Origin of the sequence: Streptomyces sp. KMM 9044 (assembly GCF_024701375.2) — a bacterium.
Taxonomy (GTDB): domain Bacteria; phylum Actinomycetota; class Actinomycetes; order Streptomycetales; family Streptomycetaceae; genus Streptomyces.
Genome location: NZ_CP113910.1, coordinates 1,450,710 through 1,470,304 on the forward strand (window position 1 = coordinate 1,450,710; position 19,595 = coordinate 1,470,304).

The following is a 19,595-nucleotide window of genomic DNA, read 5'->3' on the forward strand; positions in this document are numbered from 1 at the left end:
CCGTAAGCCTCAACGGGTCTTTCAATGATTCGATTGACAGACATGAGCAAGGACTTTCACAACCTTTCCGTGGCCTCGTGCGCTGTGCTGGCGCTCGGCGAACCCACCCACCGGGAGCCCGCCTTCGGGTGGGTGCGCAACGAGTTGTTCGCCCGGCTGGCCGGCCTCGGCTTCCGCTCGATCGCCCTGGAGACCGACCGCGTGGCCGCGCTGCGCGTCGACGACTTCGTCAAGGGCGGCGACGGCGATCTCGACGAGGTGGCGCGAGAGGGCTTCTCCCACGACTTCGGGAACCTGGAGACCAACCGGCGCCTCGTCGCCTGGATACGCGAACACAACGCGACCCGGCCGCCGGAGGAGCGGCTGAGCTTTCACGGCTTCGACGTCCCTGCGGAGACGACCAGTGCCCCCAGCCCGCGGCGCTGTCTCGAATTCGCCCGGGACTACCTGCGGCTCGACCTCGACCTCGCCGGGCTGCTGGGCGCGGACGAGCAGTGGAGCCGTACGGAGGCGGTGATGGACCCGGCCATGTCGGTCGGCGCCACGCCCGAGGCCGAGCGGCTGCGGTCCCTCGCCGACGACATGCTCACCCTGCTCCACTCCAACGCCGCCGAGCGGATCGCGCAGACCTCGCGCGCGGAGTGGCTCCGGGCCAGGGCACACCTCACCGCCGGCCTCGGCCTGCTGCGCTACCACCGGCAGGCGGCCCAGCGCCTGGAGAACAACGACCGGCTGTCCCGGCTGTTCGCCACCCGGGACGCGCTCATGGCACAGAACCTCCTCGACATCCGCAGCATCGAGGGCTGAGGTGCCCCGAGGTTTCTTGCTGCTGCCGCCGGCCGGACGGTCGGGCCGGGTGCGGATCACCCAAGTCTCCGTCCCGTGCGGCAGGCGTGCGGGCTGCCGCGCCGTCGTATGGCCCGTACCGGTGAAGCTTCCGGTACCGGCCCTGCTGCCTCGGCGGTGAAGCCAGGTCGTGTCCTTATGCTCACGACATGGTCCAGGTACAGGAGCAGCCGGCGCTGAGCCGCAAGCTCGGGGTCGGCAGGCGGGCAGCCTGGTCGCTCGCCGCGGTCGCCGTGCTGTGCCAGATTCCCTACCCGCTCGTGTCCGGCTCGCTGCGTGATGTGCTCACCGTCGTCGGCGTGGTGGTCTTCTGCCTCGCGTCCATGGCGGCCGCCGCTCTGCGGCACGGTGTGCGGGGTCCGCTGGTGCTGTTGGCGGTGGCAGGGCTGGGCGGCCTGGCGGTCGAGGTCGTGGGGGTGCGTACGGGCTTTCCGTTCGGTACTTACGAGTACACGGGGACGTTGGGGCTGGGCGTGGCGGGGGTGCCGGTGGTGGTGCCGCTCGCCTGGATCATGATGGCCTGGCCCGCGCTGGAGGCGGGACGGTTGCTGGCCCCGGGCCGGGGGCATGCGGGGCCCCGTTCGACCCGGGTGCGAACGGCGGTGGCCGGAGGGTGGGCGCTGGCGTCCTGGGACGTTTTCCTCGATCCGCAGATGGTCGATGCCGGTCACTGGAGCTGGACGGATCCTCATCCGGCGCTCCCCGGGGTGGAGGGTGTGCCGCTCACCAATTTCCTCGGGTGGGTAGCCGTGTCCGTCGTCATGATCGCCGCGATGGACGCGCTCTGCGGGCACGCGGTGCGGCGCCCCGCTGAGGACGGCCGGCCCGCCGGCCCGGCTGTCGTGTTGTACCTGTGGACCTACGCCTCCTCGGTCATGGCGTGCCTGGTGTTCTTCAGCCGTCCGCAGGTGGCGCTGGTGGGTGGTGTGCTGATGGGGCTGGCCGCCGTCCCGCTGGCAGTGCGGGTGGCAGGTGCCGCCGGGAGGCGGAGGTGAGCCGGCTCCACGCCGCGCGGGCGTTGACCGCGGGGGGCGCGTTGCTGGCGGTCGCCGGCACGGTGCACAGCGCTCTGAACAGCAGGAGCCTACGAGTTCCCCCGCCGGATCCGGCGCCGGTGGGCGAGTCGGTGTCGCTTCTGCTGCCGGTACGCAACGAGGCCGGGCGTGTCGGTCCCGCGCTGCGGTCGCTGCTGGCTCAGGAACGCCTGCTCCGGGCAGAGGTCATCGTGCTCGACGGCCAGTCCACCGATGACACCGGCGCCGTGGTGCGCCGCCTGTGCGGATCGTATCGGCACGCCCGGGTCGTGCACGGCACGGCGCCGGAGCCCGGTTCGCCGGGCAAGGCCCATGCCTGCCATCAGCTCGCGTCGCTCGCGCAGGGCAGCGTGCTGGTCCTCGTGGACGCGGACGTGGTGCTCGCGTCGCACACGGTGGCCTCCTCAGTGGGCTTGCTGCGCTCGTCCGGACTCGATCTGGTCTCGCCCTTCCCCTGTCAGGTCGCCGAGGGGCTCGCCAACCGGCTGTTCCAGCCGCTGCTGCAGTGGTCGTGGCTCACCCTGCTGCCACTGCGGCGGGCGGAGACCTCACCGAGGCCGGGGCGGTCCGCGGCCAACGGCCAGTTCCTCGCCGTGGACGCCACCGCTCTGCGCAGATGCGGCGGGTTCGCCGCGGTCGACTCTGCTGCTCAATTCGGGGGAGGGTCACGCACCGCGTCCCAGAGGGACCGGCCGGGGCCGGACCGCCTCCTCGCGAGACCCGTTCCCTGCGCCCCGCCGACAGGCCGGCGTCCCTCTCCGCAATGGAGCAACAGAGTGACGGTCGCGGACAAAGCCCTCGAGGACACGGCGCTCATCCGGGCGCTCAAGCGCGTCGGTGGCCGGGGCGGTGTCGTGGACGGCAGCCAGATCGCGGTCTGCCAGATGTACGACGGCTGGCGCGAGCTGCGAGAGGGGTACGGCAAATCCCCGTGGGCGGCATTCGGGTCCGGCGGCGGCGCGGCAGCAGTGTGCACTCTCCTCACCTGGGCGTACGTGGTGTCGCCGTTGGCGGCATGCTGGGGATCGCGCTGGGGGGCGGCCGGATACGCCGCAGCCGTGACGGGGCGGGTGCTGACCGCGCGGCGCACGGGCGGGCGACGCTGGCCGGACGCGCTGGCCCACCCGGTGTCCGTCACACTGCTGGCGGTGCTGACGGGATGGTCCTGGCTCGGCCACCGCCGCTCCACGTTGTCGTGGAAGGGCAGGCCGCTGCGAGGGCGGTGCTGAGATGCCCCGCGTCGCCGTGATCGGAGCCGGCATGGGCGGGCTGGCAGCCGCTGCCCGGCTCGCCCGTCAGGGTCACCACGTCACCGTGTACGAGCGGGCGGCCACCTGCGGGGGCAAGCTCGGCACCGTACGCCGGGACGGTTTCGTCTTCGACACCGGGCCGTCGCTGCTGACTCTGCCCGAGGTCTATCGCCGCCTGTTCGCGGACACGGGGGCTCCCTTGGAGCGCTGCGTACCGCTCATGCCGGTCGAGCCGGCCTGCAGCTACCGGTTCGCCGACGGAACTCAGCTGGTGATGCCCGGTGATCCGCGCCTGGTGCCCGGTGTGCTGGACGACACTCTGGGGGGAGGAGCCGGGGCGCAGTGGGCCCGGCTGCACGAGGCCTCCGGCGAGTTGTGGCGGCTGGTGGGCGAGAGTGTGCTGCGCCGACCGCTCGGCGGCCCGGCCGGGCTGCTGCGTCGCTCGGCGCGGCCCCGGGGGCTGACCGCTGTCGCCCCCTGGCGCAGCCTGCGGGGCACCGGCCGGCACTATCTGCGCGATCCTCGGCTGCGCATGTGGCTGGAGCGCTACGCTACCTACAGTGGCTCCGACCCTCGACGCGCACCTGCCGTCCTGGCAGTGGTCTCCTACGTGGAACAGCGCTACGGCACCTGGTACGTGCCCGGCGGCCTGCGCCTGCTGGCCGACGCCCTCGAGCAGCGGTGCACCGAGCTGGGGGTGCGATTCCGCTACAACTGCCGGATCGCCGCAGTGGACGCCTCGGCCCGCGGTGTCACCGGTCTCCGCCTGGCGGACGGCGGCACGGCGGCAGCGGACATCGTCGTCTCCGGCATCGACGCGAGAACGCTCTACGGCCACCTGACGGCGGACCGGCGCGGGCGTCGCCCCCTGGCTGCCCTCGCGCGCGCCCAGTCCTCGCTCGCCGGGTTCGTCCTCCTGCTGGCGCTTCGCGGGCGGGATCCTCGGACACCCCACCATCGCGTGCTGTTCCCGGCGGACTACGACGCCGAATTCGATGCCGTGTTCGGTATGCCGGGCCGTCCCGCCATCGATCCCACGGTGTACATCAGCGCGCCGGACGACGCCGCGCTGCGTCCCGATGACGGGCATGAAGCCTGGTTCGTTCTGGTCAACGCCCCCCGGCACTCCTTGGACGGCACCCGCGGCACCGTCGACTGGACCGCTCCGGGACTCAGGGAGTCCTATGCCGAACGCGTCCTGGACGTCATGGCCGACCGCGGCATCGACGTGCGCCCACGACTGCTGTGGTGCGAGACCCGCACCCCCTTCGACCTGGAACAGCAGACCGGCAGCCTGGGGGGCGCCATCTACGGCAGTTCCTCCAACGGCATCCGGGCCGCCTTTCTCCGGCCGGCCAACCGCTCCCCCGTGCCCGGGCTCTTCCTCGTCGGCGGATCCGCCCACCCCGGCGGCGGTCTGCCGCTGGTGGCGCTGTCCGCGGAGATCGTCGCAGCCGACATCGGCAACGCCTGACCCCACCGGCCGTTGTGTCAGCGCCCGCGCCACCCCGGCCGTCAACTGTACGAAGCCGACCCCCTGCGGCCACCGTCCAGCCGATCACGCACACCTCGGCCCAGTTCCCCCCCCCTGTGCCCGGCGTACCGTCGGGCGACAAGCTGGTAGCCGACGAGCAGGACCGTGTGCAGCAGGTACATCCACAGGCCCGGCGCCGCGACGACTCCGGGCACGACGAGCCCGCCGAACGGCACGCTCCAGTCGACCGGGACAGCCAGGAACAAGACGAACCCACCGAGGAAACCGCACAGGAAGGCCCCCGTCACGAACGCGGCCAGAACCGTTGCCCGCAACCCCGCGACACCCACGCCGACGAACCGGAAAAGCAGGAACACCTCCGTGGAGAGCAGAAGCCACAGCAAGTGGAAGGCCAGGACGGCGGACCAGCCGAGGCGGTGACCGCCGGCATCGGCCAGTCGGGCCAGCGGCGGGGCGGCGTACAGAACGATGCTCATGAGCAGCGGGCCCGCCGCCAGTGCCGGCACCAGCCTGCCCCGCCATGCGGTGAACGTGTCGTCCCGCGCCGCCACGGGCGACAACGGCCGACCGACCGGGACGACAGCCCGTCGGGGCCGCCGGTCTTGTCGCACCGGACTCCTACGACCAGGCTCCAAGTCGATCGGCCGCTCCCGGAGAACGACCTCCACGAAGCGCAGACCTGCGGCTTTGCCTCGATGATCTGTCCGTCGTCGTCATGGCTTTCCGTCACCACGAATGTGAGACCGAGCCCGGCGAACGGTGCGACTCGCTTGTCCGGTCTCAGTCGTTGCTCATGTCGGTGCTGGCGGAGGACGGCAGTACCGACGCTGCAGCACCGAGAGAACGACTGGTCCGAGGAGAGGGACTCGCTGAAAAGCCGTACGACAGCCTGGGCACCCTGGGCACACACCCGCTGATCGTGTTCGAGAAGGGCTGCCTGCTGCCTCCCCGCGGCACCGCGCGAGGGCGCGCGCCTCAGGCATCACCGCCCGCTCTTCCACCGTCGGAGTACGGCGTTGCGGACTCGGGCAGCCCCGCCATCCGCGGCAGCAGTTGTGCGGCGATCAGCGTCGAGAGGGCGGAGTGGTCGCCACTGCCCCCGTCGGTGCGTACGACCACCGGCTGCGGCGCCTTCAGCACCAGTTCCGCTCCCACCTCGAGGCGGCGACGGGCCAGTTCGTACTGCAGCACCGCGCGGTTGTCGCGGTAGGCCTGGGCGAGGGCGCGCTGGGCACGAGCCTCGTTCTCGGCGGAGATCAGGCCGCTGCGGCCGCGGGTCTCGATCTCGAAACGTACCCGCTGGGCGTTGGTCTCCTGCTCCTCGAGCAGCTGGGCGACCTGCTCACGGGCCCTGTTCAACGCGGCCCTCACCTCGACGATGCGCGCGTCGCGCACCTTCTTCGCCCGCTCGATGTCCATGCCCAGGCTGTCGATACGGCGCTTGCGGATCAGGCCCCACTCCTGCTCGTACGCCGTGCGCTCCTTGGCGATGCGCTCCCTGGTGGCCAGGTGCTGCTGGTACTGGGTCGGCAGCTGGACGTCCGGGATGTTGGAGCCGGTGATGCGCACGCCGTAGCGCGAGAGCTGGCTGTTGAGCAGCTCCTGCATGTCGGCCACGTCCGAGCCGCGCAGGTCGTACGCCCGCTCCGTGCGCATTCTGCGCGCCCGCTGCCGGATGGCGTCCTGGACCGCGCTGGACAGGACCAGGTCGAAGTTGCCCGCGCCGATGGTGCGGACGAACAGCACCGCGTCCGTGATACGGAACTTCAGGAAGAACTCGATCGACCGCAGCGGGACGTTCTCCTGCGTCGGGCAGGCCATCACCGGGGCCGAGTACGGGATCTCGGTGGCCACGTCGACCACGAAGTCCACCCTCGACCACGGGTGCCAGAGATAGTGGCGGCCTGCGTCCAGAGTGCCGGTGACCGCGCCGTAGCGGGTCAGGACGCCGTGGGTGCCCTGCTCGATCTCGACGATCGAGGAACGCCACCACCAGAGCCCGCCGATCAGGAGGAGGGCGACCCCGGCGGTGTAGGAGAGGGTGGCGATCGCGCCGTACGCGATGTCCGCGGCGCCGTCGGCGTCCGCCTCACGCAGGGTCAGCATCACGCCCGCGAGGAGCGCGAACAGGCCGAGCCACAGCGGCAGCATCCACCACAGCCTGCGCCGGTGGCGGGGAATGATGACCGGGGTGAGGGCGCCGGACTCGCCGCCACGGAGCAGCTGGGCGATGTCGCTCCAGGGCGCCACCGCCTCGGAGATGACCGACCTGCGGTTCATATGTGCGGTACTCACTGACCGGCCTCCTCGGAGAAGTCGGTGGCGTCGGGGTTCTCATGCTTCCCGGCATGCTGTTGGGCTGTCCGACCCGCGGTGGTCGTCGCACCCGCGGCGTCCGCCGTCTCTCCGATCGGCGCCGACGGGACGGTCGGCCGCTCGGTCTCCCACAGCGTGCCGATCTCCGCCTGACGTCCGGCGACGCGGTCGGCGACCTCGGTCAGCCGCGACCGCACGGCGGACATGTCCGCCTCGGTGAACAACTCCTCCCCGCGCTCGCCGACCAGCTCCCGTGCCAGCTGCAGGAAGTCGACTCCGACGGCACCTCTGTCGTCCACCGAGCCTCCGATGCGGACCAGGCGCGGCAGGCGGTCGGCGACCTGCTCGAGGGTGTCGAGGATCTGCTGCTGGTAACGGTACTCGAGGATCTCCGGAGCCTCGGCCGCGGTCATCGCGCGGATGTCGAGGGCCTGTGCCTCCAGCAGCGCCGCGTTGGCCTTCGCCTCGGACTCGGCCTGGACGTAGCGCTGACGGGCCAGCGCCTGGGCGCGGTTGGTCTCCCGCTCCACGGCGGTGTCCATCTGTGCCTGGTACTGAGCGATGTCGGCCTCGATGGCGGAGAGCGTCTCGTGGCTGGTCGCCAGCTCCTTGCTCAGGTCGCCCTCGTCCTGCTCCTTGCGGAGCATCAGTGCGTACTCGTGGGTGTACGCCTCCTTCGCCATCCGCACCATCTCCGGCGCGGCCAGGTCCATGCGGTACGCACGGTCGGACGGTTCGGCGTGCGTGATGTTGGCGTTGGTCAGCTCGACCGCGGGCCGGAACTGCTGGTTCAGCTGTTCGAGGAGCCGGCCGGTGTCCTCGCCGACCATGTCGTAGATCCCGGCCGCCTCCTGCTCGTAGATGAGGCTGCGGATCGTCTCGCTGACGGCGTTGCTGAGCTTCTCCTCGAAGCCGCGTACCGCACCCAGCGTGTAGACGAACTCGGTCGGATCACTGATCCGGAACTGGATGAACAGGTCGATCGAGGCCTTCACCCCGCCCTTGGTCGGGGCCTCGCGCACCGGGGCGTTGAACGGGTACTCGCGGGTGGTGTTGAGGATGTACGAGACGCGCTTCCACGGGCTGATCAGGACCACCCGGCCGGGGCCGACGACCTTCTCCAGCTTTCCGAAGCGTGTGATCAGCGCCTGGGAGCCGTCCGGGACCATCACCATGCCCTGACGCCACCACACGAAGAGGGCCGCGAGCACGGAGATGATCCAGTAGTGCAGCCCGAAGAGCGGGTTGGTCAGCGGGCTGTCGTCCACAGTGGACACGACGGCGGTTCCCACCACGCCCAGGACGAGCAGCGACAGTACCGGCAGCATGCTCAGGAAGGAGCGGCCCTTCGGCAGCACCATGGGGCAGATCGCATGGACCTGCTCCCGGCCCTCGCGCTGCTGCTCGCTCTGGTTGAGCGCTTCGCCGGCCTCGTCGAGAGCGACGGTCTTCTGGTGCATGACCGTGGCTATGGAGCCGCCCTGTTCGCGGGCGGCCGGGAAGTCGGCGGGGTCCATGCCCTCTTCCTGCGGCGGGGACGCGTCCCTGCCGGAGCCGTCCTGCCCGTGGCTCTGCTGCCGCCCGGTGCGCCGCCGGATCTCCTCTTCGGCCGCCTGCCGCGGGTCGGCGCCGGACGCCACCGTCGAGGCCATCCTGCGTAGGTTCTGGGTCCTCGCTTGTGCCACAGTTCCCCCTTTCTTGTTCGTCTTTTCGTTCGTCTCGCTTCGGGACTTACCGCTTGTGCATGATTTCGATCGTGCTACAGGGTTCCGGCCATGTCACACCACAGGCGCGGGTGCGAACAGCCGGGAGACCGATCGTGACCACACTGATGAGGAGAGGGATGCCCACCGGCGGCGTCGACGGACACCGGAAGGCATGTCGTCGCCGGAGCGACCCGGGCTCAGCAGAAAAGATGTTCGCAAGCCCTCCCACGGGCTCCACCGCACGGATGAGAAGTGGCTCCACGGCGTACGAGGTCGACCTGGCCCCACCACTGAGCGGACGGAGGTGCTGGGCGCTGGTCCGACAACGGCTCCGCCGCCTCCTCGGATCCCTCGGAGAGATCGGTGGAGCGGTGGGAAGACACCGGTAGGGTGGGCCGTTGTGGACGTGGGGACAGGAAACGAGATGGTCACCGTCCCGTCGGGACGGGTGACGCTGTCGGACCGGCGGACACAGAGCAGTTGGCCGGTCGAGGTCGCGCCGTTCCAGATGTCGGCGTTCCCGGTCACTCAGTCCTGGTATGCGCTGGTCACAGGCCGATGGCCGGGTAGCACCCGAGGCGAGCGACTGCCGGTCGAGGGTGTTTCGTGGTGGGACGCGGTCCAGTTCTGCAACGCCCTGTCCCGGCGCGAGGGGCTGTCGCCCGCGTACGACTTGTGCGTCGACGCCGGGACGGCCGAATGGGACACCTCCGCAGACGGGTACCGGCTGCCGACCGAGGCCGAATGGGAGCACGCCTGTCGTGCGGGGACCACTGGCGCGAGGTACGGCCGGCTCGACGAGGTCGCCTGGTACCAAGGCAACTCCGACGGGCGGATCCGTGCTGTCGGCGGCAGGCAGCCCAACGCATGGGGTCTGTACGACATGCTGGGCAACGTGTGGGACTGGTGCTGGGATGTCTACGACGCCGAGGTGTACGGCACCTACCGGGTACTCCGTGGCGGTGGATGGGCCGACGAGCACTGGAGCTGCCGGGCGTCGGTGCGGCGGCGCAGCCACCCGACCTTCCGGATCGACGACGTGGGTTTCCGCATCGCGCGCTCCACACCACCGCCTCGGCCATGACTGAACCGTTCCGGGTTCGATGGGGGACTCTGATGTGCCCCGGGTTGCGTGAGTCGAGTTGCGGGGGTCCAGGCGATCGAGGGGGTCGACTTCGGTTCGAACTCGATGGGTGTGAGAGTACGGTTCGCGCCGTGATGCCCGATTCGCGATGAGGTCTGGGTGAGGTGCCCTGTTCGGTGGGGTGGGCTGGTGCTCAGGGGTGGGGCTGGGTGAACAAGCCGGGCTCGGGCTCGGTGAGGATGCCGCGGGTTACCAGGCGTTTCAGCTTGGACCGGATGCCCTCGGTGTTCTTCGGCAGGATCGGAAGGTCGAGGGCCTCGCAGCTGTCGCGGGCCCGCATCGGGGTGCCGGTGTCGGCGAGGACCGTGAGGATCTGCTGGTGGGCGGGGTGTTCCGGCACCTCGGCGTGGGGTGGATCGTCGACCGGTGCGGGGAGGCTGAGGAGGGTCTTGCGGGTGATCTGCAGATTCTCGCTCTCGGTGTCGAGCTCGCGGAGGCGGGAGTTGAGTTCGGCGATCTGGTCCCGGAGGCGTCCGGCCTGCTCGGAGACTTCGCTCATCCGGACCTCGACGTAGGCCAGTACGGCCTCGACCTGGGGGATCTCACTCACGCGTCCCTCCGGGAGGGGAGGGTGATGCCGGTGAGGCGGCGGATCATGACCGACGTCATCGCCCAGAACACCCGCGAGCGGGAGGAGGCGAGCCGGTGTTCGTAGTCACGCACGAGACGGCGGTAGAACATCAGGATCCCGTTCGTCTGTTCCACGATCCATCGCTTGGCCTGCGGGACGAAGCCCTTGTCGGCCGGGTTGCGCTCGACGATCTCGACATCGATGCCGAGAGTCCTGCCGTGGTCGACGACGCTCTTCTTGAAGCCCTGGTCGACCAGGGCCTTCTTCACCGTGTCGGTCTGCGCGGCCACGCCGTTCAGCAGGGCGATGCCGGCAGCGTTGTCGTGTGCGGACGCCGGCAGGGCGACGGCCTCGACGACGAGGCCCAACACGTCCACGGCCAGGCATCTCTTCCTGCCCGGCACCTTTTTCGAAGCGTCCTTGCCCGTTGTGCCGGCCGGGACGCCGACGGCCGCGTGGATGCTCTGGGTGTCCAGGACCACCAGACTCGGTCGGCTAATCGCTTCCGGCTCTCGCGCGGCTGCCGGCGCAGGAGGTCGTGCACGGTCTGGCCGGTCCCATCGTCACACCAGGCGGCGAAGCAGTAGTACGTCGCACTCTTCGGGGGCAGATCGTGGGGCAGGTACTTCCACTGACAGCCGGTGCGGTTCTGGTGGAGGATCGTGTTGACGATCTCCCGCATCGCGTATCTGCCCTGATGGCCGGTGGCCGAAGGGTGCTCGGCCTTCCAGGCGCTGATCACGGGCTCGATCAACTTGCACTGCTCGTCGGTGAGATCACTCGGGTACGGCTTGCGACCACTCATCCTGCCACCCAAGCGAACCCCGACCGAACGCCTGACCGGAAGAGACGCCCCAACGCCACCCCATCGAGCGACACCAAACCCGGTATCACAGTGCGAACCGCACTCTCACAAACCAGCCCACGGACCTCCTCGTACTCCGGTGAGGTTTCGTGATCAGGACGGTGCCGCCTTCCCGGAGGTTGAACGCGAGGTCGGATTCCCGCCGACTTCCGGCGCGGGTGCCGACAATGCTCGACGCCATGAACCGACTTGAAGGAAACGTGGCCCTGGTCACGGGCGGAAGCCGGGGTATCGGTGCCGCTGTGGCGTTACGACTGGCCGAAGCAGGTGCCGACGTCGTCCTGACCTATGAGAACAGCACGGAGCGCGCCACCGAGGTGGTGGAGCGGATCAGGGCCGGGAGGCGCCGGGCCCTTGCCGTCCAAGGCGCCGCGCCACCGTCCTTCCGCGCGTCCTCGTCGCGGCCCGCAGCCCGGCCCAGGCCGTGGCTTTCGACGCCCCACCGTTCCTCCCGAGTCAGGGGCCGACAGAACTGAAATGCGGAAGAGACGTTTGTTCGGGCGCGATTGGTGCACACGATGAGCTGACACAACCTTTACACGACGGAGCGGAGACACCTCATGGGCATCATTGCGTGGATCATCATCGGTCTGCTCGCCGGCGCCATCGCCAAGGCCCTGATGCCGGGCAAGGACCCGGGCGGCATCATCATCACCATGCTCATCGGCATCGCCGGCGGTCTGCTCGGCGGCTGGCTCGGCAAGGTCATCTTCGGCGTCGACTCCATCGACGGGTTCTTCGAACTCTCCACCTGGATCGCCGCGATCGTCGGCTCGCTCATCCTGCTCGCCCTCTACCGCCTCATCGTCGGCAACCGACGCTCGCACCGTCACGCATGACCCGTCGAGGCATACGCCCTCGAACCCACCTGGACGGCTCCCTCCCCTGTTCGCAGGAGCGGGAGCCGTCAGGGTGTACGGACAACGCGCTTCGGACGAGGGCTGAGCGCAGCCTCGTCCGGGCACCGCGGCCTGGTGGCGGGCGTGGGGCGGCGGCTCGCCGCGCTCCGGCGTGCGCGGCCCGGCGCTCGTCGCGCACGACCGGGCCGCGGAATTCCGTGACCCGGTGACGGCGTACGGGAAAAGGCGTCGCACCGCCTGCCGGACCGGGGACGACGACGGCGACCCCGACTACCGCGCCCCCTCCCCCGGCGACCGGGAGCGCGACAGCGCCTTCCCGAACGGCCTGCCGGACAGCTCGGGCAGCTCCGGGGGCTCGTCCGGCAAAGGCGGCGGCTGGAACTGCGCCCGCACCCGCTGGTGCTGACGCGGACACCCAGCTCCGCGCGACCGCCCCGCAGGAGGACGTCGCCACCGCCGGCTCCCTGCCGATGCGGTACGCCGGGTACGGGCCACCCGCGGAGCTGGTCGCGCTGTGGCGGCGGTGCGGCGGTGCACCTGGAGCCGGCCGGGGCGGGCAGTCGTCCGGGACGCGGGTGGCCCGCCGGGCGGTGACCACGGACACGCGGATCGCCCCCGAGCGCCTCGGCCACGTCGCTCCGGGCGCCCGCCGCCATCCGGGTACCCCGGCCTCGTCCATGACCACGGCCCTCCCATCCGGGGGAAGGGCCGGGTCGGCACCCGCGCTGGAAGCCAGCTCGCCGTGGTCACGACCACATCGCCGGACTCCAGCACCGGGGTTCTGGGCACTCGGGTGTCCCGCTGCCAACGGCCGATCGCCGCCATCAGCTCCTGGGCCAGCACCGAGTCGGCCGGCTGGATTCGCTGGGGCACGGTAGACGCAGCCGGAGAAGGGCTGCTGGAGACGGCGGGGTCCGGGGTGCCCGGAGCGGCTTCCGTTCCCTCCGGCCCCTTCCCCTCCTCCGGCTCCTCAGCGCCGCCCGATTCCTCAGGGCCCCCCGACTCCTGAGCAAGGTCGGCCCGCGACAGGGTGACAAGAGAGCCCGCCGAGGGCTGGACGCCGATGTCGTATCCCAGTGCCCGGAGGTTGTCAGCCACCACCCGCACGTCCGGGCCAACCATGCCCACCGTGTCCAGGGGCCGGTACAGCGGGGTGGACCCGTAGAACACCCCGGCCGGCCGGTTGTCGACCCGGTAGAGCTGGTGGCCACGCCTGACGGTCGCCCCGACCGCCGGCAGCCAGGTCACCATCCCCCGGCCGAGGCGCTGCTGATCCCACGGGGGCTGCCGTAGTCGAGCGTCCCGTCGAGGGACACCGAGTCCGACAGATCGGTGCACTGCACAACCGCCGTGCTCACCGGCGGAGTCGCGGCTTTCGACGGGGACCGGGCGACCTGAGCCCAGTGCGGGACGAGGACCACGCCGCCCGCGACGACTGCGATCACCACTCCCCCCACGATGAAGGCCGTTCGGCGGGTCGAGCGGTGCCGAGGTGCGTCCGGGTCCGCGGGGCCGGACTCCTGGCCGGGGTCGACCGGTCGGCGCGAGCCAGGTAGGGGCGACCTGACTTTCGAGGTGTGGCGCGGCATGGACGACAGCCCGTCGGCCGGATATGAAGGTCCGGTCAGGGCCGCATGAGTGCCCCGTCCGGGCGATTACAGTCCCGGCTATGTGCGCGAACGTCCTGGTTGCGGAAGACGACGTCAAACAAGCCGAGATCATCGGCCACTACCTTGTGCGAGAGGGCCATGCGGCCCGGCTCATTCACGACGGCCGCACCGCCTTGGAGGAGATTCGCCGCCGGCCTCCCGATCTCCTGGTGCTGGACGTCATGATGCCCAGCCTCGACGGACTGGACATATGCCGCATATTGCGCGCCGATCCCGCCCATGCGGGCCTCCCGGTGCTGATGCTCACCGCGCGTACCACGGAGGAAGACCTGCTGCTCGCCTTTGACCTGGGCGCGGACGAATACGTCGCCAAGCCCTACAGTCCTCGCGAGCTGATGGCCCGCATCCGCAACCTGCTCAAACGTGTGGAACGGCTGGCGGAAGCGGAACTGTCCTTGCGTGCGTCGATGGGTACGGCGGGCGATACCACCGGTGTACTCACGGCAGGGGCGATCGCGGTCGACCCCCGGCGCCACACGGTCACCGTCGAGGGGCGGCCGGTGCTGTGCACGGCCGGGGAGTTCGACCTGCTCGCCGCCATGGCCGCCGAGCCGGGGCGGGTCTTCACCAGGCGCCAACTGCTCGCCGTCAGCCGGGGCACGAACGCCTACATCACCGAGCGAACCGTCGATGTGCACGTGTTGAACCTGCGCAAGAAGATCGAAACCGACCCGCGTTCCCCGGTCCACCTGCTGACCGTCTACAAGGTGGGCTACAAGCTCAACGACCGCACTCCGGCGGGCGCCTCCCTCCCCTCGGACAGCCGGTGAACGCCGCCCCTGCCCCCGGGCCCGGGGGCAGGCTGCCGGTCCACCGCAGTCTGCTCTTCCGGATGCTCGCCTCCTCACTGCTCATCGTGGTCTGTGCCATCGCGGCCACCGCCTGGCTGGCGGTACGGACCACCACCAACGCCGTACGGGACCAGCAGGGGCAGGTCCTTGCCGACGACACCATGATCTACCGCACCCTGATGTCGTACGCCGCAACGCATCCCGACTGGAGCGATGCCGAACCGGTGGTGCGCGACCTCGCCCGCCGAACCGGCCGACACGTCACCGTGACTCCGCAGGACACCGCGCAATCGGTGACGGGCGGGCCGGTCCGTGCCTCCCGCTCCCACGGCAAGCCATTCGCCACCATCGACCCGCTGCACACCGATCCGTTCCTGTCACCGCAGGCCAAGGGCGGCAGCATCGACCCCACCGCGCTGGGCCCCTACGCACTTCGGGCATCAGACCGGCAACGTCTCGGCCATGCGGCGGACGCCGTCGCGACATGCCTCACCGACGCGAGCGTGCCCTTCGAGCGTTCGACCTCCCCGGCGGGCCGTCCGATCATCGCGCTGCTGCACGACGTCTCGCTCAAGGAGCAGATGACAGGCGCAGACCAACAGCAGCACCGCGCCAAGCGCGCCGACGAATGCGGACTGCTCGAACTGGACGTTCCGACCGCCGGCGAGGACCGCGCACTCACCACTCTCAACCAGGTGGTCAACGCCTGCCTGCGGCGCCAAAGGCTGCCCACGGTGCGCCTCGGACTGGACTTCACGTCCGGCACCACGGCGCAAGACACCGGCACGCACTCGGCGCAGAACTGCATCGACACCGGCCGCCGCGAACAACTCGCGCCCTACGTCGCCCCCGCGGCGCTGCTGTACGTCGGCAACACCTCCGGCTCGACGTCCGCTCCCTTCGACCTCTCGCCGGCCAACGTCCTTCGGACACTCGTGGTCACCGCGGCGGTCCTGCTGCTCGCCGCGTTCGTCACCGTCGTGACCGGCATCCATCTGGTCCGCCCGCTGAGAGCCCTGACCAGGGCGGCCCAGGACCGCGACGCACACCTGCCCCCGGTGCCGGTCGTCCGGCACGACGAGATCGGCCGGCTCACGGCGGCGTTCAACGAACTCTCCGAGCACCGAGCACGCACCGAACAGCAACGCAGGGTCATGGTCAGCGACATCGCCCACGAACTGCGCACTCCGCTGAGCACCATCCGCAGCGCCCTGGAAGCGACTCAGGACGGCATCATCGAGGCAGACCAGCACCTGACGGCCTCCCTCCTGGAAGAGGTCCTGCTGCTGCAGCACGTCATCGACGACCTGCAGGATCTCGCCGCCGCCGATGCAGGCACCCTGCGGCTGTACCCGGAACCGGTCCTGGCCGAGGCCGTTCTGCGGCATGTGACGGACGCCCACCGGACCGCGGCGGAGAAGGCGGAGGTCACGCTGCTGGTCCACAACCCGGCCCGACTGGACCTGTGGGCCGATCCACTGAGGCTTCGTCAGATCGTCGGCAACCTCGTATCCAACGCCGTCCGTCACACACCGCCCGGCGGCCGAGTCACCCTCCACACACACAGGGACGATGCCACGGCCGTCATCGAGGTGACCGACACAGGCACCGGCATCACGGAAGAGGATCTGCCCTTCGTCTTCGAGCGATTCTGGCGAGCGGAGAAGTCCCGCAACCGCAAGACCGGCGGCAGCGGGCTGGGCCTGTCCATCGCCAGGAAACTCACCGAGGCGCACGGCGGCGTGCTGTCGGCTGCCGGCGCGCCCGGACGCGGCGCCACCTTCACCATCAGACTTCCCCTGAGCGAAGAGAACGAAGGGACAGAAACATGAATGCGCCGTCCTCGGTCCCGGCCACCGCCTCGTCGGCGTGGTCGCACAGCAGGGTGGTCATCGGCTTCCTCCCGAGACGTTCTCCAGGACCACGGCGAGCGCCTGGCCGACTCCGATACAGATGGCGGCGACGCCCCACCGCTGTCCCGACTCCCGGAGCCGGTGGGCGAGGGTGCCCAGGATCCTGCCGCCGGAGGCGCCCAGGGGGTGGCCGAGTGCGATCGCGCCGCCCTTGGTGTTGACGGTCTCCGGATCGACGCCCCAGGCGTCGACGCAGGCCAGCGACTGGACGGCGAAGGCCTCGTTGAGCTCGACGGCGGCGACGTCGGACCAGGTGATCCCGGCCCTCTTCAGCGCCCGGTCCGCCGCCTCCACGGGGGCGTATCCGAACATCTGCGGGTCCAGCGCGGACACACCGCGGCCGGCGATGCGGGCGACGGGGTCGGTGCCGATGCGCGCGGCGGCGTCGCCCGAGCCGAGCAGGACCGCCGAGGCGCCGTCGCTCAGCGGGGAGGCGTTGCCGGCCGTGATGACGCCGCCGGGGCGGAAGACGGGCTTGAGTCCGGCCAGCTTCCCGGCGGTCGAACCGGGGCGGATCCCCTCGTCCCGCGTGACGGTCGTGCCCTTGGCGTCCGTGACGACGGGCACCACCAGGTCGTCGTAGAAACCCGCGTTCCAGGCGTCGTCGGCGAGGTTGTGGGAGCGGGCGGCGAACTCGTCCTGCCGGTCCCGGGCGATGGAGAAGCGGTCGGCGAGCTGCTCGTTCGCCTCGCCCAGGGAGACGGTCCACTCCTTCGGCATGCGCTGGTTGACCAGCCGCCACCCGAGCGTGGTGGACACGGCGCTCACGTCCCCGGCGGGGAACGCGCGCGAGGGCTTGGGCAGGACCCAGGGCGCCCTGGTCATCGACTCGACCCCGCCGGTGAGCACGATGTCCACGTCGCCGGTCTCGATGGCGCGGGAGGCGATGACGGCGGCGTCCAGGGAGGAGCCGCACAGCCGGTTGACGGTCGTGGCGGGGACCGAGGTGGGCAGTCCCGCGAGGAGTACGGCCATCCTGCCGACGTTGCGGTTGTCCTCGCCCGCGCCGTTGGCGTTCCCCCAGACGACGTCGCCGATCTGCGCCGGGTCGAGCGCGGGGGTCTTGGCCAGGGCCCCGGTGACAGCCACCGCGGCGAGGTCGTCGGGCCGGACGTCGGCGAGGGCCCCCGAGAACTTGCCGAAGGGCGTTCTCGCTGCTGCGTAAAGGTAACTGTCGCTCACGCCCTCACGGTACGAGCGCCCGCTTCACCATGTCCAAGACCTGGTCCGCATCGATTCATAAGGCCGCCTCACAAAATGGGGCGTATGGAACTCCGCCGGCTCCGCTGGACCCGTCGATGAACAAGTGACCTGCTTCCAGCGCCTTGTGGCGATCCGGCCAGCAATGTGACCTTGTGGAACACGCTACTTATTCTCCGCCGGTCTCCTTCTTCCTCGCCCTGGCCGAGGAGTGCCATTTCGGGCGCGCGGCCGCCCGGCTGCACGTGGCGCAGCCGGCCCTGTCCCGGCAGATCAAGCAGTTGGAGCGGGAGCTGGGCGGCCCGCTGTTCCACCGGTCCACCCGGCACGTCGAGCTGACCGAGGCCGGCCGTCACCTCACCGACTACGCACGCGCCCTCGTCACGGAGGAGGAACGCGCGCGGATCCCTCTGCGGGAACTTGCCACCGGTCACGCGGGCCGGGTCTCGGTCGGCTTCGTCGGCACGGCCGCCTACGACGTCCTGCCGAAGGTCGCCCGCACCGTACGGGCGAAGCTGCCGGGCATCACCCTGGACCTGCGGGGTGAGCTTCTGCCCCCGCTGTTCGTCGAGGGCCTGCTCTCCGGCACGTTCGACCTCGCCGTCCTGCGGGGCGCGGTGTCGAAGGAGAACATCCGCACCACGCCGCTGCGGTCCGATCCGCTGGTGGCCGTGCTGCCGCCCCGCCACCGGCTGGCGGGGCGCCGGAGCATCCCGCTGAAGGCCCTGGCCGACGAGCCGTTCGTCATCCACCCCTCGCAGTCCCGGTCCTCGATGTACGACCGGGTCCTGTCCGCCTGCCGGCGGGCCGGTTTCCGTCCCGCCCCGCTCATCGAGGCCGGCGAGACCGCCACCCTGGTCGGCCTCGTCGCGGCAGGGCACGGCGTGGCCCTCGTACCGCAGTCGGTGCAGAGCCTGAACCTCGACGGCGCGGCCTACGTACCGCTCACCGGCCCCGAGTCCGTCGAACTGGTACTGGCCCGCCGCACGCACCGCGTCCCGGCCGCGGCCGATCAGGTCGCCTCGGTGATCGAGGACCGTGTCCGCGGTCATCCGTGACGAGCATCCGTCCGGCCCGACGAGGGCGGGCTGCCGCGCTCTCGCGGCAGTGCGGGCACCCCGTCCCTCGTCCGTGGAGGTGTGCTGCGCTCCACGTCACTGCCGGGCGGCACCCCGGCGGAGGAGGAAGGCCACGGCGGCGGCCACGACGAGGACCACTGCGGCTGTCCCGGCCCAGGCCGCGGCGGACAGGCCGCCGTCCTCCGCCTCGGTGTCGGCGGACGCGGCCCGGGCGGGCGGCGATGCCGCCGTCTCCTCGGCGGCCGGGGCGGGAGACGGGGCCGGGGCGCTTTCGGGTGCGGTGGGCGAGGGACCGACCGATGCGGCTCCGGGGGCGGCGTCCTCGAGTTCGAGGACCGGGGCCTCGTTGCCGTGGCCATGACCGTGACCGTCACCGCCGGGCTCCGTCAGTTCGATCCACCGGTCGATGCGGCCGTCGCTGTAGCTCTGGAGCGTCTTGAAAGCCAGCTCCTCGACGTCGGGGAGCTGACGGACGACCACCGAGTACTCCACGTCCTCGCCGGCCTCCACGGCGGGGCCCCTGACGGTGTAGCCGTCGTCGGTGGCGGTGAGCTTCCAGCCCTTGGGGCCCTCGCCGTAGGTCACGTCCGTGGGCTCGATGCCCTCGGGCAGGACCACCCTCAGCTGGGTGATGCCGGCATCGGCGGACTCCGAGGCGGCGGCGAAGGTGAGCGTGACGTCCTGGGCGAGTGCCCGGGCGTTGTCGGACTCGACGTGGACGTGGGCGGCGGCGGGTGCGACGGCCAGCAGAAGGGCGGCGGCGGTTGCCGCGGTGACCAGGGCCGGACGGCGTACGGCACGCAGGCGGACGGGGGAAGGGAACACTGCTACTCCAGGCGTGGGTGGGTGGGGCGC

General features: G+C 70.7%; 16 protein-coding genes and 3 pseudogenes. 11 read left to right on the forward strand and 8 right to left on the reverse strand.

Going from position 1 to position 19,595, the window contains the following annotated elements:
- Positions 1-24: 24 nt before the first annotated feature.
- The 4 genes and pseudogenes from HUV60_RS06515 to HUV60_RS06530 form a co-directional block, all read left to right on the forward strand.
- A pseudogene (locus HUV60_RS06515) lies at positions 25-804 on the forward strand (erythromycin esterase family protein); the annotation flags it as partial.
- A 191-nt stretch (positions 805-995) separates the two neighbouring features.
- On the forward strand, positions 996-1,841 hold the full coding sequence (locus HUV60_RS06520; protein WP_257853902.1) for a carotenoid biosynthesis protein: 846 nt from the start codon (positions 996-998) through the stop codon (positions 1,839-1,841).
- Positions 1,838-3,109 carry a glycosyltransferase gene (locus tag HUV60_RS06525; RefSeq protein ID WP_257853903.1) on the forward strand — a complete coding sequence of 424 codons (1,272 nt, stop codon included), beginning with the start codon at positions 1,838-1,840 and terminating at the stop codon, positions 3,107-3,109. The genes HUV60_RS06520 and HUV60_RS06525 overlap by 4 nt, the downstream gene beginning before the upstream one ends.
- 1 nt (position 3,110) lies before the next feature.
- Positions 3,111-4,604, forward strand: coding sequence for a phytoene desaturase family protein (locus tag HUV60_RS06530; protein ID WP_257853905.1), 1,494 nt, complete (start codon positions 3,111-3,113; stop codon positions 4,602-4,604).
- Between the two features lie 41 nt (positions 4,605-4,645).
- Here HUV60_RS06530 and HUV60_RS06535 read toward each other — a convergent pair whose 3' ends face one another.
- From HUV60_RS06535 to HUV60_RS06545, 3 genes are all read right to left on the reverse strand, one after another.
- On the reverse strand, positions 4,646-5,176 hold the full coding sequence (locus HUV60_RS06535; RefSeq protein WP_269441148.1) for a hypothetical protein: 531 nt from the start codon (positions 5,174-5,176) through the stop codon (positions 4,646-4,648).
- 424 nt (positions 5,177-5,600) lie between these two features.
- Entirely contained in the window at positions 5,601-6,920 is a 1,320-nt protein-coding gene (locus HUV60_RS06540; RefSeq protein ID WP_257853907.1) for an SPFH domain-containing protein, read from the reverse strand.
- Entirely contained in the window at positions 6,917-8,593 is a 1,677-nt protein-coding gene (locus tag HUV60_RS06545; RefSeq protein WP_443047229.1) for an SPFH domain-containing protein, read from the reverse strand. Before HUV60_RS06545 ends, HUV60_RS06540 begins: the two co-directional genes overlap by 4 nt.
- Positions 8,594-9,071: 478 nt before the next feature.
- Here HUV60_RS06545 and HUV60_RS06550 point away from each other — a divergent pair, with 478 nt between their 5' ends.
- Positions 9,072-9,731, forward strand: coding sequence for a formylglycine-generating enzyme family protein (locus HUV60_RS06550; RefSeq protein ID WP_257853910.1), 660 nt, complete (start codon positions 9,072-9,074; stop codon positions 9,729-9,731).
- Between the two features lie 193 nt (positions 9,732-9,924).
- Here the strand turns inward: HUV60_RS06550 and HUV60_RS06555 are convergent, their stop codons facing one another.
- On the reverse strand, positions 9,925-10,341 hold the full coding sequence (locus tag HUV60_RS06555; protein ID WP_257853911.1) for a hypothetical protein: 417 nt from the start codon (positions 10,339-10,341) through the stop codon (positions 9,925-9,927).
- Positions 10,338-11,167: pseudogene (locus HUV60_RS06560) on the reverse strand (IS5 family transposase). The gene HUV60_RS06555 and the pseudogene HUV60_RS06560 overlap by 4 nt, the downstream one beginning before the upstream one ends.
- Positions 11,168-11,406: 239 nt before the next feature.
- Here HUV60_RS06560 and HUV60_RS06565 point away from each other — a divergent pair.
- From HUV60_RS06565 to HUV60_RS06575, 3 genes and pseudogenes are all read left to right on the forward strand, one after another.
- A pseudogene (locus tag HUV60_RS06565) lies at positions 11,407-11,589 on the forward strand (SDR family NAD(P)-dependent oxidoreductase); the annotation flags it as partial.
- Between the two features lie 198 nt (positions 11,590-11,787).
- Positions 11,788-12,066 carry a GlsB/YeaQ/YmgE family stress response membrane protein gene (locus HUV60_RS06570; RefSeq protein WP_257853912.1) on the forward strand — a complete coding sequence of 93 codons (279 nt, stop codon included), beginning with the start codon at positions 11,788-11,790 and terminating at the stop codon, positions 12,064-12,066.
- A gap of 172 nt (positions 12,067-12,238) precedes the next feature.
- Positions 12,239-12,493 (forward strand): hypothetical protein, encoded by a 255-nt coding sequence (locus tag HUV60_RS06575; protein ID WP_269441149.1) that lies wholly within the window; start codon positions 12,239-12,241, stop codon positions 12,491-12,493.
- A gap of 838 nt (positions 12,494-13,331) precedes the next feature.
- On the opposite strand, the gene HUV60_RS06580 is transcribed toward HUV60_RS06575, so the two are convergent.
- On the reverse strand, positions 13,332-13,535 hold the full coding sequence (locus HUV60_RS06580; protein WP_257853915.1) for a hypothetical protein: 204 nt from the start codon (positions 13,533-13,535) through the stop codon (positions 13,332-13,334).
- Between the two features lie 221 nt (positions 13,536-13,756).
- Here HUV60_RS06580 and HUV60_RS06585 point away from each other — a divergent pair, with 221 nt between their 5' ends.
- Together HUV60_RS06585 and HUV60_RS06590 are read left to right on the forward strand one after the other, a co-directional pair.
- The gene (locus HUV60_RS06585) at positions 13,757-14,527 is read left to right on the forward strand and encodes a response regulator transcription factor (protein WP_257853916.1); all 771 of its coding nucleotides are present in this window, start codon (positions 13,757-13,759) and stop codon (positions 14,525-14,527) included.
- Positions 14,524-16,380 carry a sensor histidine kinase gene (locus tag HUV60_RS06590; protein ID WP_331461979.1) on the forward strand — a complete coding sequence of 619 codons (1,857 nt, stop codon included), beginning with the start codon at positions 14,524-14,526 and terminating at the stop codon, positions 16,378-16,380. Before HUV60_RS06585 ends, HUV60_RS06590 begins: the two co-directional genes overlap by 4 nt.
- A gap of 57 nt (positions 16,381-16,437) precedes the next feature.
- On the opposite strand, the gene HUV60_RS06595 is transcribed toward HUV60_RS06590, so the two are convergent.
- Complete coding sequence (locus tag HUV60_RS06595; RefSeq protein WP_257853917.1) at positions 16,438-17,643, reverse strand: thiolase family protein; 1,206 nt, start codon at positions 17,641-17,643, stop codon at positions 16,438-16,440.
- Positions 17,644-17,816: 173 nt separating this feature from the next.
- Between HUV60_RS06595 and HUV60_RS06600 the strand changes: the two genes are divergently transcribed.
- Positions 17,817-18,719, forward strand: a complete 903-nt coding sequence (locus HUV60_RS06600; RefSeq protein ID WP_257853918.1) for a LysR family transcriptional regulator — start codon at positions 17,817-17,819, stop codon at positions 18,717-18,719.
- Between the two features lie 96 nt (positions 18,720-18,815).
- Here the strand turns inward: HUV60_RS06600 and HUV60_RS06605 are convergent, their stop codons facing one another.
- Positions 18,816-19,565, reverse strand: a complete 750-nt coding sequence (locus tag HUV60_RS06605) for a YcnI family protein (protein WP_257853919.1) — start codon at positions 19,563-19,565, stop codon at positions 18,816-18,818.
- Positions 19,566-19,595 lie beyond the last annotated feature (30 nt).

What these genes read in the sequence shown, in the direction of transcription:
- HUV60_RS06530 (WP_257853905.1), top strand. Translation starts at nt 3,111, where the DNA reads ATGCCCCGCGTCGCCGTGATCGGAGCCGGCATGGGCGGGCTGGCAGCC.
- HUV60_RS06550 (WP_257853910.1), top strand. Translation starts at nt 9,072, where the DNA reads ATGGTCACCGTCCCGTCGGGACGGGTGACGCTGTCGGACCGGCGGACA.
- HUV60_RS06570 (WP_257853912.1), top strand. Translation starts at nt 11,788, where the DNA reads ATGGGCATCATTGCGTGGATCATCATCGGTCTGCTCGCCGGCGCCATC.
- HUV60_RS06520 (WP_257853902.1), top strand. Translation starts at nt 996, where the DNA reads ATGGTCCAGGTACAGGAGCAGCCGGCGCTGAGCCGCAAGCTCGGGGTC.
- HUV60_RS06545 (WP_443047229.1), bottom strand. Translation starts at nt 8,593, where the DNA reads ATGGCCTCGACGGTGGCGTCCGGCGCCGACCCGCGGCAGGCGGCCGAA.
- HUV60_RS06585 (WP_257853916.1), top strand. Translation starts at nt 13,757, where the DNA reads ATGTGCGCGAACGTCCTGGTTGCGGAAGACGACGTCAAACAAGCCGAG.